9 protein-coding genes and 1 riboswitch are annotated in these 12146 nt (G+C 68.1%); of the genes, 2 read left to right on the top strand and 7 right to left on the bottom strand.

Annotated elements, in window-relative coordinates; all coding sequences use genetic code 11:
- Nucleotides 1-139: 139 nt before the first annotated feature.
- Together G6027_RS01755 and G6027_RS01750 are read right to left on the bottom strand one after the other, a co-directional pair.
- On the bottom strand, nt 140-1297 hold the full coding sequence (locus G6027_RS01755) for an acyl-CoA dehydrogenase family protein (RefSeq protein WP_182634849.1): 1158 nt from the start codon (nt 1295-1297) through the stop codon (nt 140-142).
- Nucleotides 1298-1426: 129 nt separating this feature from the next.
- Nucleotides 1427-1951 (bottom strand): DUF3253 domain-containing protein, encoded by a 525-nt coding sequence (locus G6027_RS01750; protein WP_182634847.1) that lies wholly within the window; start codon nt 1949-1951, stop codon nt 1427-1429.
- 173 nt (nt 1952-2124) lie between these two features.
- Between G6027_RS01750 and G6027_RS01745 the strand changes: the two genes are divergently transcribed.
- Nucleotides 2125-3723: an FAD-dependent oxidoreductase gene (locus G6027_RS01745; RefSeq protein WP_182634845.1), complete on the top strand. Its 1599-nt coding sequence runs from the start codon at nt 2125-2127 to the stop codon at nt 3721-3723.
- A 309-nt stretch (nt 3724-4032) separates the two neighbouring features.
- Here the strand turns inward: G6027_RS01745 and G6027_RS01740 are convergent, their stop codons facing one another.
- Genes G6027_RS01740 through G6027_RS01725 form a run of 4 tightly spaced genes read right to left on the bottom strand, consistent with a single transcriptional unit; the run spans nt 4033 to nt 8391 of the window.
- Nucleotides 4033-5655: a cytochrome bc complex cytochrome b subunit gene (locus G6027_RS01740; protein WP_182634843.1), complete on the bottom strand. Its 1623-nt coding sequence runs from the start codon at nt 5653-5655 to the stop codon at nt 4033-4035.
- Complete coding sequence (locus tag G6027_RS01735) at nt 5652-6842, bottom strand: ubiquinol-cytochrome c reductase iron-sulfur subunit (protein WP_182634842.1); 1191 nt, start codon at nt 6840-6842, stop codon at nt 5652-5654. The genes G6027_RS01740 and G6027_RS01735 overlap by 4 nt, the downstream gene beginning before the upstream one ends.
- Nucleotides 6839-7723, bottom strand: a complete 885-nt coding sequence (locus G6027_RS01730) for a cytochrome c (RefSeq protein WP_182634840.1) — start codon at nt 7721-7723, stop codon at nt 6839-6841. Before G6027_RS01730 ends, G6027_RS01735 begins: the two co-directional genes overlap by 4 nt.
- A 56-nt stretch (nt 7724-7779) precedes the next feature.
- On the bottom strand, nt 7780-8391 hold the full coding sequence (locus G6027_RS01725; RefSeq protein ID WP_107748276.1) for a heme-copper oxidase subunit III: 612 nt from the start codon (nt 8389-8391) through the stop codon (nt 7780-7782).
- A gap of 329 nt (nt 8392-8720) precedes the next feature.
- On the opposite strand from G6027_RS01725, the gene trpD reads away from it, so the two are divergent.
- Entirely contained in the window at nt 8721-9785 is a 1065-nt protein-coding gene (gene trpD, locus G6027_RS01720; RefSeq protein ID WP_182634838.1) for an anthranilate phosphoribosyltransferase, read from the top strand.
- On the opposite strand, the gene G6027_RS01715 is transcribed toward trpD, so the two are convergent.
- Complete coding sequence (locus G6027_RS01715; protein WP_182634837.1) at nt 9766-11418, bottom strand: DEDD exonuclease domain-containing protein; 1653 nt, start codon at nt 11416-11418, stop codon at nt 9766-9768. The genes trpD and G6027_RS01715 overlap by 20 nt on opposite strands.
- A gap of 490 nt (nt 11419-11908) precedes the next feature.
- Nucleotides 11909-12056: riboswitch (cyclic di-AMP (ydaO/yuaA leader) on the top strand.
- Nucleotides 12057-12146: the final 90 nt, after the last annotated feature.

The following is a 12146-nucleotide window of genomic DNA, read 5'->3' as shown; positions in this document are numbered from 1 at the left end:
CACCCACACTCAGATGCGAAGAGCCGGTAATGCCCTCACTCGGGCCTCTCTCCCGCGCCGGGGCAATGCCCGGGAACGAGCTCGGGCCGGGACCCGCGCGGCGCGCTGGTCCCGGCCCGGTTCATGCCAGGTGCGGGAACTACAGTCCCATGTCCTTGGCGATGATGGTCTTCATGACCTCATTGGTTCCGCCGTAGATCCGATTGACCCGGTTGTCCGTGTACAGACGAGCGATCGGGTACTCGTTGATGAAGCCGTATCCGCCGTGCAGCTGCAGGCAGCGGTCGATCACCTCGGCCGCGATCTCGGTGCAGAACAGCTTGGCCGATGCGGCCTCGGCGGCGGTCAGCTCTCCCTCGTCGAGCGCCTCGAGCGCCCGGTCGGCGACGGCCTGCGACGCGTCGACCTTGGCCTGACAAGCGGCGAGTTCGAACTTGGTGTTCTGGAACGAGGCGACCTCCTTGCCGAAGACCGTGCGCTGCTGGGTGTACTCCTTGGCGAATCGCACGGCGGCAGCGGCCTGGGCGTAGGCGCCGTAGGCGATCCCCCAGCGCTCGGACGGCAGGTTCTGGCCCAGGTAGTAGAAGCCACGGTTCTCCTCGCCGAGCAGATCCTCGACCGGAACCTTGACGTCGCTGAAGGCCAGCTCGGCGGTATCGGAGGTTCGCAGCCCGACCTTGTCCAGCTTGCGTCCCACGGAGTAGCCCTCGAGCGTGGTGTCGACGGCCAGGAGGGAGATGCCGAAGCGGCGGTCGTCCTCGCGCGGGGGAGCGGTCCGGGCGCAGACGATCACGCGGTCGGCGTGGACACCGCCCGTGATGAACGTCTTGGCGCCGTTGAGGACGTAGTGGGTGCCGTCCTCGGAGAGCTTGGCCGTGCTCTTCATGCCGGCGAGATCCGAGCCGGTGCCGGGCTCGGTCATGGCCAGCGCCCACATCTCCTCGCCGGCGACGAACTTGGGCAGATAGCGCTGCTTCTGCTCCTCGGTGGCCAGGGCCTTGATGTAGGGGAGCCCCAACAGGACGTGAACGCCCGACCCGCCGAAGTTCACGCCGGCCCGGGCGGTCTCCTCGGACTGGATGGCCTCGAACTTGTGCGAGTTGATCCCGGCACCGCCGTACTCCTCATCGACATTGATGCCGAAGACCCCGAGGTCGGCGAGCTTGTAGTAGAACTCGCGCGGCACGATGCCCGCGTCGAACCACTCCTGGAAATGGGGGGACACCTCGGACTCGATGAAGGCGCGGATTGTCTGGCGGAAGGCCTCATGGTCTTCGTTGAACACTGTGCGGCGCAAGGGTGTATGCCTTTCCGTGGGACGACCCGCCGTGAGAGGGGGACGGGACGATCAGGTGAATGTCTCCTACCGGTAGTGATCGTACAAGGCTGCGCACGGAGCAACGGCGCGGGTTACCGGCTGGTAGCTTCAGCCCGGTTCCGCAGTGCCGTCGGTCGGCGGCCGGAAGTCGAGTGCGTCCGCCGCCACGATTCGGATCGGACCGCGGACCTCGGTTCCGGAGACAACCTCTCCGCGTTGAGTTATCGCGACGACACCGTGTGCACGGAGGTCCAGGGCGACCTGCCTGGCGGTCCCCATGAGCTCTCGCCACCGGTCGCCGCCGACCGTGCGGGCCGCGTCGCTGGGGCAGATCGAGCCCTCGCCGCGGGAGCGCACGAGCGTCCGGATCGTCGCGGCGAGCCGGTCCCGTGTCCCCTCCTCGGTGGGCTCCCACCAGGGGGCGCCGCGCTCGCCCAGTGCGACCTTGGCGTCGTGCACCATCACCCGGGCGGCGTCGCCCTCGGTCCTCACGAGCCGGCGGCCGGTCATGAGTGCGGAGACCAGCTCGGATCTGAGCGTGTCCGGAATCGACGGATCGGTGGCCCTCCACCGCCTTCCCCGGACCACGATGTAGCGACCGTCCTCGGTGTGTTCGACCTCGTTGCCCGTCACACCGTGATCATGCCCTCACGTCGTGGCGGTGTCACCAGTCCGGTCGCTCGAGCCGCGAGCCAGGTATCGGCCCGCTATCGTAGAACGTGTTCTAGGAAATATCGACCAGTGACTGGCGGCCGGCGGCCGGAGTCCGGGTCGGATGCCCGGTGGTGACGAGACGAGGAGTGCCCGTGACGGCGCAGAGCAGGACGTTTGATACAGAGTTCGATGTCGTTGTGGTGGGATCGGGCGTCGCGGCGCTCTTCGGTGCTGCTGCGGCCGCGGCGCGCGGGCTGTCGATCTGCCTCGTCGAGAAGACGGATCGATTCGGCGGCACCTCCGCGTACAGCGGCGGTGCGGTGTGGCTGCCCGGTAACGCGGTTCTCGCGCGCGACGGGCTCGAGGACTCGGTGGAGATGGGTCGCACCTACTTCCGTGCCGTGGTGGGTGACCGGACCGACCACGAACTGCAGGACGCGTACCTGAACACCGGGCCGATGGTCGTCGACTTCCTAGAGGGGGCGTTGGGGATCCCCACGCGGTTCCAGGCGTTCCCCGACTACTTCGACGCACCCGGTCGCCAGGAGACGGGTCGAAGCATCTACCCCAAGCCGATCAGGGGGGAAGAGGTGGGCGAGCGCACGGGCGATATCCGCTCCTCGGTCCCGTCAGACCAGTTCGGTGCCCCCGAGGACACCACCAGGTTGGAGGGCGGCCGCGCCTGGGTCGCCCGCCTCGTACTCGCCTTGGACGGCATGGAGAACGCCGAGCTGCGGCTGTCGACGGCAGCACAGCAGCTCATCCGGGACGACGCCGGGCGGGTCGTGGGGGTCGAGGTGCGTGATGGCTCGGGCGTGCGGTCGATACGCGCACGGCGTGGCGTGCTGGTGGCCGCGGGCGGGTTCGAGCGGTCGACGGAGTTGCGTCGACAGTGGCAGGGGATGCCGACCGCAGCCTGGTCGGCCTCCCACCCGGATACCGGGTCCGGTGACGCCGTCCGCATGTTCGATGAGGTCGGGGCCCGGCTCGACCTACTCGACCAGTCGTGGTGGTGCCCGGCGACCCTGTTCCCCAACGGGCACGCGGCGTTCACACTCGGCTTCCGGTCCGGGATCATCGTAGACGGCACCGGTCGACGCTTCGGCAACGAACTCCTGCCGTACGACCAGATGGGCCGGAGAATGCACGCCCGGATGGAGGACGGGGCGGGCGAGGAGTTCTGGTTCGTCTTCGATGACTCCGAGGCGGGTGGATATCCGGCGATCTGCGTTCCCGCGCCCGATCCCGAGCAGTTGCGCGAGGCCGGTCTCTGGCACACCGCAGGGTCGATCGGAGAGCTCGCGGAGTCCATCAGTATCGATCCGGACGTCCTCGGCGAGAGCGTCGCTCGATTCAACGGTTTCGCCGCCCAGGGCAGAGATGCCGACTTCGCTCGAGGCGAGGATCCCTACGGGCGCTTCTTCCTCGGTGCTTCCACGCCCGAGGAGTGCCTGCGACCACTGGGCGGCGAGCGACTGCACGCCGTGCGCGTGGTCCTGGGGGACCTGGGCACCAAGGGCGGTGCCGTGATCGACCCGAACGGATCCGTGGTCGATACCGACGGTGCACCGATCCCGGGCCTGTACGCCGCCGGGAACTCGTCGGCCTCGGTGTCCGGGGCGGCCTACCCGGGTCCCGGGGTGCCCCTGGGATCTGGCATGACGATGGCGTTCCGAGCCGTCGCCGACATGGCCGGGCAGCCGCTATCGGTGAACCCCGCGCCGGCGAACTCCGTACCGGTCACCCCGTGACCGGTGGGTGGGCCTACCGCCCCACTGACTGACCCGGCCATGGAGTTCTCGCCGTCCGGTTAGTCCTATGGGCCCCTGGCACCACTCGTCACCGGGGGAGGCCGTCTGCGGTCGGTGGAACGAGGTCGGAGTCACGCAGCCGTCGATGTCGACCCCTCCGGGGGGATCAGCATCGCGGAGGCCGGCCGCCTGTGTTCGTCGCATGGCCGCCGAGCTGTGGAGAGATCGCTCGCCGGTGGTAGGTGCGAGACGACCGCGGGCCGGAACTCCTGTCGGAGTTCCGGCCCGCGGTCGGGTGTCAGCGGTGGATCAGTGCTCGTCGTGGCGACGAGTACGGTTCTCCTCCTGCAGCGTGGTGAGCATCGAGTGCTCCCGGTCGTGCTTGCCGTGATCGGCGTCGTCGAGCAGACGAACCTCGTCGACCGGGTCGGCCGTGAGCGCGCCCCGCGGGGGGCGACCGGCCGCACCGAGCTGGTTCATCTTCGTGGGCACCTTGGCGCCCGCGTACTCGAGCGGAACCGCGTGGCCGTGCTCGTCGATCCCACCGAGCGGCTGGTGGACCTCGACGAACTCACCCTGCGGCATCCGCATGATGATGCCGGTCTCGATCCCGTGCTCCAGGACCTCCCGGTCGGCCCGCTGGAGACCCAGGCAGAGCCGGTAGGTGAAGAAGTACATGACCGGCGGCAGCAGGATCAGTCCGATCCGGCCCGCCCATGTGGTGGCGTTCAGCGAGATGTTGAAGTGATACGCGATGAGGTCGTTGGATCCCATCAACACCAGGATCACGTAGAACGTGATGGCCATGACGCCGGCGGCGGTACGAACCGGCACGTCGCGCGGACGCTGAAGCAGGTTGTGGTGCGCGGTGTCACCGGTGAGCTTGGCCTCGATCCACGGGTACAGGAACATCACGGCGACCATCGCGCCGAGCATCACAGCCACCCAGAGCACGGCGGGAATGGTGTAGTTGCCCAGGTAGATCTCCCACGCAGGCATCACGCGGGCGCCGCCCTCTGTCCACAGCATGTACCAGTCGGGTTGCGAGCCGGCGGAGATATGGGATGGGTTGTATGGCCCGAGGTTCCATATGGCGTTGATGGTGAACAGGCCCGAGAAGAGCATGAGCATGCCGACGGTGATGGCGCCGAACGCGATGGACTTGACGGCGAAGACCGGCAGGATCCGGACACCGACGACGTTGTTCTCCGTGCGGCCGGGCCCGGGGAACTGCGTGTGCTTCTGGTACCAGACCAGCGCGAGGTGCGCGGCGATCAGGGCCAGGATGATGGCGGGGATGATGAGCACGTGCAGGACGTAGAAGCGCGGGATCATGAGATCGCCGGGGAAGTCCCCGCCGAAGATCATCCAGTGCATCCAGGTGCCGATCACCGGGAGTCCGACGATGATGCCGGAGGTGATCCGGAGGCCGGTTCCCGACAGGACGTCGTCCGGCAGGCCGTAACCGAGGAAGCCCTCGACGATGCCCAGCAGCAGCAGCACGCAACCGATGACCCAGTTGGCCTCACGCGGGCGACGGAACGCGCCGGTGAAGAAGATGCGGATCATGTGGACGACCATCGAGGCGACGAAGAGCAACGCCGCCCAGTGGTGGATCTGGCGGACGAAGAGGCCGCCACGGACCTCGAACGAGATGTTGAGCGCCGTCTCGTAGGCACGGGAGATCTCGATGCCGTTGAGCGGGGCGTAGGCGCCCTGGTAGATCACCTTCGACATCGACGGATCGAAGAAGAGGGTGAGGTACACACCCGAGATCAGCAGGATGACGAAGCTGTACAGGGCGATCTCACCCAGCAGGAACGACCAGTGCGTGGGGAAGACCTTGTTGATCTGCCGGCGCATGCCCTTGGCCATGGTGTACCGCGAGTCGAGCTCATTGCCCACTGCGGCCATTTTGGTGTTGTTACTCATGAACGACGCTCCCAGAAGGCAGGTCCGACCGGCTCGATGAAGTCGCCGTTGGCAACGAGGTAACCCTCGTCGTCAACAGCGATGGGCAACTGCGGCAGTGCGCGCGCGGCGGGGCCGAAGATCGGCTTCGCGTACTCGAGCGCGTCGAACTGCGACTGGTGGCACGGGCAGAGGAAGCGGTGCGTCTGCTGCTCGTACAGTGAGGTGGGGCATGCGAGGTGCGTGCAGATCTTCGAGTAGGCGTACAGGTCGCCGTAGTTGAAGTTCTCCTGGCCCTTGCGCTTGATCACCCTGGCCGAGTCGGCCGGGCGGAAGCGGATCAGCATGACCGAGTTACGCACCCCGTGGATTGAATGCATGTGCTCCTCGAAGTCGCCCAGGGCGCTCGCGGGAAGCGGGAACACGGACTCGAGTCCACCGGCGGAGAGGTCCTCCACGTGGATGCGCTCGAGGCGGCCCTCGCCCGCCGGGGGATGACCGTCCGGGTAGACCTTGCCGGTGTCACGACCGAGGTAGACCTTCTCGGCGGGGAGTCCGTCGGGACGGGTGTCCGACGCGAGGGTCCAGCCGGTGGTGTGCAGGGTGCCGTCTCCGGCGATGGTGAGTTCCCCGCGGCGCCACGGGTTCTTGATCATGCCACCGAGCGGGAGGATCGCGGACAGGCCGATGAGGGCGACGCTCGCACCGAGGAAGCCTCCCATGACCTTGCGTCGACCCAGGGTCGAGGTCTTCCAGGAGTCGTTGAGTCCGGCGACGATCGTCCGGCGGTCGATCTCCTCCGACGGGCCGTCATGACGGGTCTGGACCGAGATCTCCTCGGGGATGAACTTCTTGGTGAACTGCACGGCCCCGAAGCCCAGGAAGAGGATCGACAGACCGATCGTCAGGCCGAGCAGGGGCGTGTACACCATGTAGAGCCAGTAGCCGTCCTCGCCCTGGCCGCGGTACTCCCACGGCCAGGCGATGTAGATCACGGCGAAGGCGAGCGCGAGGACCGCGGACAGTGCGAACCAGATGGTGACGACTCGCGCGGCACGCTTCTCGGATCGGGAGCTGACACCATCCGGCCAACGGTTCTCGCGGAATCGGACGTCGACCTCGTCGAGCTCGGTACCCAACCGGACGAGCTCGGCGTCGCTCATCCGGTCGAGGTCCGCGGGGGACGGGTTCTTGGGGGTCTCACTCATGAACGGGATCCGATCCAGAGGGTCGCACCGATGAGGGCGACGATGCCGACTAGCCAGATGGCCACACCTTCGGTCACGGGGCCGAGCCCGCCGAGCGCGTAACCGCCGGGCGAGACCTTGGAATCCGTGTCCTTGATGAAGGCGATGATGTCCTTCTTCTCGTCAGGCGTGAGCTGACGGTCCGAGAACTTGGGCATGTTCTGCGGGCCGGTGAGCATTGCCTGGTAGATCTCCTGCTCGTTGGCAGGGTCGAGAATGGGGGCGTACTTGCCCGCCGACAGCGCACCGCCGCGACCGGTGAAGTTGTGGCAGGAGGCGCAGTTGAGGCGGAAGAGCTCCGAACCGCGCGCGATCTCCTCGGCACGGGCCTCGCCCGAGGCGCCACGCAGGGACTCCTGGGCGATCGAACCGTCGGGATCGGTGACGATCTCGGGGCCTCCGCCGAAGAGGTCGACGTACGCCGCGAGCGCGATGATCTGGTGCTCGCTGTAGCGCGGCTTCTTACGCTCGGCCTGGGCCTCGTTGTTGGCCGCCGGCATACGACCGGAATGGACCTGGAAGTAGGTCGCCCCCGCGCCCGTGCCGACGAGCGACGGACCGCGGTCCTCGACACCCTGCAGGTTCTGGCCGTGGCACGTGATGCACGCGACGTCGTAGATCGACTTGCCCTCGGCTATGAGCGCGGCCTGGTCCTGCTGGGCCGTCGCGACCTGGGGCTCGGGAACGACGGCCGTGGCGATGGCCCCGGCGCCGAGGAGACCGGCGGCGATGACGAGCGCGCCGGTCGCCTTACGGCGACGTTTCGACGAGGCCGGACGAGCCGGATTCACCGCGGGCTCCGGCGACGGCGTGTCCGCAGCGGGTGGGTGAGGTGAGTTCATTGTGAGTTCCCTTTGGAGTTGGGACCTGCTGGACGCAGCGTCCTGCGGCCAGCTGACTACTGAATGAAGTAGATGGTGACGAAGAGGCCGATCCAGACCACGTCGACGAAGTGCCAGTAGTACGACACGACGATGGCCGCCGTGGCCTGGGCGGGAGTGAACCGGGACATGGTCGTCCGCATGACGAGGACGACGAACGCCAGTACGCCGGCGGCCACGTGGAGACCGTGGAAACCGGTGGTGATGAAGAAGACGGACCCGTAGACACTCGACGAGATCGTGGTGCCCTCGATGTACAACATCACGTACTCGTAGGCCTGACCGATGAGGAAGACCGTGCCCATCAGGGCGGAGATGACGTACCAGCGGCGGAGACCGAAGACGTCCCCCTGCTCGGCGGCGAAGACGCCCATCTGACAGGTAACCGAGGACGCCACGAGGATCGCCGTGATAGTCAGGGCGAACGGGACGTTGAGGTGCGTCGGGTAGGAGGGCCAGTCACCTCCCGAGTTCGCCTTGGAGACGAAGTACATCGCGAACAGCCCCGCGAAGAACATCAACTCCTGGGACAACCAGATGATGGTGCCCACACTGACCATGTTCGGCCGGTTCAGCGAATGAACGCGCTGAGCCATTGCCGATCCTGAGTTATCCACTGCGCTCGTCACGAGGCCAAGTATGACCCCTGAGGTGGGCGGAGGCTGCAGGGACCCCCGATTTCGGCGTGTCTCCACAGCGTTTTCGCAGGTCGTTCCTAGAACTCCCCGGTCACCGGTCAGGGGACGCACCCCGTGCAGGGGTATCAGGGGCTTCTCAGGCTCTCCGACGGGTGTCAGCGCGGGCCCCGTGCGTGTGTCAGCGCGGGCCCCGTGCAGGTGCCAGCACGGGCCCCGTGGCGGGAGTCCGCGGGCACCGGCGATGCGGCTGGTGGCACGATTGTCACTGTGCGGTCGGACGGTGACGGACCGCCGGGATCCAGGGAGAGAGGTCGGGACACGTGGGGAGTTCTGCAGCGTTCGACGAGGGCCGGTCCTGGCCCGGGGTACTCGGCACGCTCACGGCGGGTGAGGACCTGGAACCGGCGGACGCCCGCTGGGCGATGTCCCGGATCATGGAGGGCCTCGCGACGGATGCGCAGATCGCGGCGTTCGGGGTCGCGCTCGACATGAAGGGTGTGACGGGTCCGGAACTGGACGCCCTGTCCTCCACGATGCTCGACTACTCGCGTCGGGTGCCGACCTCCCGGCCCTGCGTCGACATCGTCGGGACCGGTGGCGACCGGCAGGGAACGGTCAACATCTCCACCATGTCTGCTCTCGTCGTGAGCGCCTGCGGAGTGCCCGTGGTCAAGCACGGTAATCGTGCGGCGTCCTCGAAGAGCGGAGGAGCCGACGTCCTCGAGGCCCTCGGGGTGGCGATCGACCTGGGCCCGGAGGAGGTCGCCCGGTGTGTGGACGAGGTGGGCGTGGCCTTCTGCTTCGCCCCCGTGTTCCATCCCGCACTCCGCTTCGCCGCCGCGCCTCGGCGGGAGATCGGCATCCCGACCGTCTTCAACATCCTGGGGCCGCTGACCAACCCCGCAGCACCCGCGGCCAACCTCATCGGGTGCGCCTTCGACCGCCTGATGACCGTGATGGCCGAGGTGTTCGCGCTCCGCGGTCGCTCGGCACTGGTGGTGCGGGGCGCCGACGGCCTCGACGAGATCACGATGACCGGCCCGACCCGCGTGCTGCGTGTCTCGGACGGCCGGATCGACGAGGACGAGATCGCCCCCGGCGACTTCGGGATGGCGACGTGCGCGATCGAGGAACTGCGCGGGGGCGACGGGCGTCACAACGCGATCGTGGCCCGGGACCTGCTGGCGGGTAAGAGGGGCCCCGTCCGGGATGCCGTCCTGCTCAATTCCGCGGCAGCGCTGGTGGCGTTCGACGGCCTCGATCGGGGGGCCGACCTTGTGACCGCGATGACGTCGGCGGTGGAACGCGCCGCGAAGGCGGTGGACGACGGCGAGGCGGCCGGACTCCTGGACAGGTGGGCGGCGTTCAGCGCCGCGCGGAACTGACCCCTGCTCTGCTGGTCCCCGAGGCCGCCCGTTCGGCTCGATCCGCCCACCCGGTCAGTGTGTGGGCGCCGTCGACGGGAAGCGCCCAGCACCCCGCGACCGACACGATGCGGGTGGGTGCGGCGTCGATCCATCTGTGCACGTTCCGGATCTCCGACGCGCTTGCGCCGGAGAACGGTCCGGGCCCGGGTTGCACAGTCGTGGCGCCCGCTCTGAGCGAGTCGATGACGGGCAGGGGGGCGGCTCCGGCTGGCACGATCCCCGAGCCGGCAAGTCGTCCGTGACGCACGACTGCCACGGCCCATGTCCGTGCGGGCCCGGGCTGGGCCAGAACCAGCTCGCGCAGGCCGGCGGTGGCGGCGAGTTCCTGTTGTCGGGAGAGGATCCGCACGAGGACCGCTGCACGATCGCGCAGCCGGGCCGCACGCTCGAACGCTCCGACCGCCGCGATCGCGTCGATCTGGTCGACCATCGCTCTGACGGCCGTCGAGCTCCGGCCGGTGACCAGAGACTCCCACTCCTCCGTGTCAGGTGGGGAACCGAGGGACTCCGCGAGGTCCGACCACGCCGATCTGGCGTCCTCTGCCCTCTGGAACGGGCCGAGGGGGAACGGGTGCTCCGGGGTCCGGGTGACCTGCCCGCGGATCGCCCGCCCGGAGGGAGGGGAGAGCCACCATCCGCGACGGGGACTCCGCGAGCGCTGGTTGTACGGCGGTTGTAGGGAGTCGATGAGCCGCTCCTCCACTGTCCACGCCTCCAGGAGGTGCGCGCACGGCACCGACTCGACACTCGCTGCCAGCCCGACCATCGTGCGCATCCTGATGCGCGAATCGGCTCCGGAATAGTAGGAGCGGGCCCTCCGCCGCACCGAGACGGATGAACCCACGTACAGGGCGCCGCCCGAACCGTCGCGGAAGAGGTAGACACCGGGGCCGGTGGTGAGGGATTCGGTCAGCGCGGCGCGGCGCCGCACCTCGGGGGCGAGGCGGCCGTCGTACGCGCGGAGCTCGGTGAGGGTGGACACCCCGCAGTCGCCGACCCTGGAGATCAGGGCGTGGAGGACGTCGACGGTGGCGCGGGCGTCCTGGAGTGCCCGGTGGTTCGGCTCGACGGTGGATCCCAGATGCGCGGCGAGTTCGCCGAGGCGGTGCCCGCGGGTCTCGCCCCGGTGGAGAACCCGACGTGCCAGGGCGAGGGTGCAGACCGACGGGGGATCCGGCCACTGATGGTCGGTCGACGCCGCTGCGGCACGGAGGAAGCCGAGGTCGAACCGGGCGTTGTGGGCAACCAGGACGGCGCCCCTGGAAAATTCCAGGAACGTCGCCATCACCTCCCCGAGTGCAGGGGCGCCGACGAGGTCGCCGGGGGCGATGCCGGTCAGCCTGCTGATATGCCCGGGCAGGGCGCCGTCGATGGCGACGAACGTGGACAGCTCCGCCCGGACCTCGCCGCCCCGAACCCGGACCGCGCCGATCTCGGTGATCTCGTCCGTCCCCGGCCGGGTGCCGGTGGTCTCCAGGTCGACCACGACGAACGTCACCTCGGAGAGCATCGGCTCGAGCTCGTCGAACGCCGCCTGGACCCCCTGGGTCCCGAGCGGGTGGACCGGCTCTCGCATCGGGGTGGTGGGCATGCCGCAGACGGTAGCGACTTGGTCCGACAGCGACCCGGTCGGACAGCGACCCGGTCCTGCAGTGGGGTGACGGCGACTCTCCACGCCGCGGAGCTGAATGTCGTACCCCGCGATTACGGTCGGCCCGGAGCCGCAGATCGCGGCCCGGTAACGAATGGGCAACACGCCCAGGACGGAGTGTGATGTAGATCATGTTGTCGATGGACTGCTCACGGTGTCCGGCCCGCCCGCGCCAGTGCGAGGACTGCGTCGTCTCGGTACTGCTGTCCGAAGAGTCGCAGGTAGACGCGCTTTCGGAAGAGTCGTGCGGATACGTCCTGGAGCCTGAGGTGCGTTCGGCGATCGAGGTGCTCATGGGGCTCGGAATGGTCTCGACCGTCGAGATCGTGGGCGCTGAGACTGCCGCCTAGCGGATGGACTGGACTTCGACGAGATGGTTTCGTAACCTTTTCGAGACCTCGGAAGTCATCACCCGCCCGCCGGCGGGGGGCCGGGGTCACCACCTAAGCGCCAACGCGGCGCACCGGGGAACCAAGTTCCACTGGGGTGAATCGCCCGAAGGCTGCGAGGTCGGGGCGTAGGACAGACTTCCGTGTCCGAACCCGTCAGCTAACCCGGTCGGTGTCCAGGAAGAAAGAGGAAATCACTCTCGTGGGAGCCCACAGCATCAAGGCCAGTTCGAACGCGCGTCGTGTCGCCACCGCGGGACTGCTCGCAGCCGGAGCAGC

This window comes from Dietzia sp. SLG310A2-38A2, from assembly GCF_014145095.1.
Taxonomy (GTDB): domain Bacteria; phylum Actinomycetota; class Actinomycetes; order Mycobacteriales; family Mycobacteriaceae; genus Dietzia.
The sequence above is the reverse complement of the archived record's forward strand: the minus strand, read 5'-3'. Positions and strand labels throughout refer to the sequence as shown.

Excerpts from the sequence above, each read along its gene's own strand:
- G6027_RS01730 (WP_182634840.1), bottom strand. The coding sequence starts at position 7,723 with ATGAACTCACCTCACCCACCCGCTGCGGACACGCCGTCGCCGGAGCCC.
- G6027_RS01740 (WP_182634843.1), bottom strand. The coding sequence starts at position 5,655 with ATGAGTAACAACACCAAAATGGCCGCAGTGGGCAATGAGCTCGACTCG.
- G6027_RS01715 (WP_182634837.1), bottom strand. The coding sequence starts at position 11,418 with ATGCCCACCACCCCGATGCGAGAGCCGGTCCACCCGCTCGGGACCCAG.
- G6027_RS01735 (WP_182634842.1), bottom strand. The coding sequence starts at position 6,842 with ATGAGTGAGACCCCCAAGAACCCGTCCCCCGCGGACCTCGACCGGATG.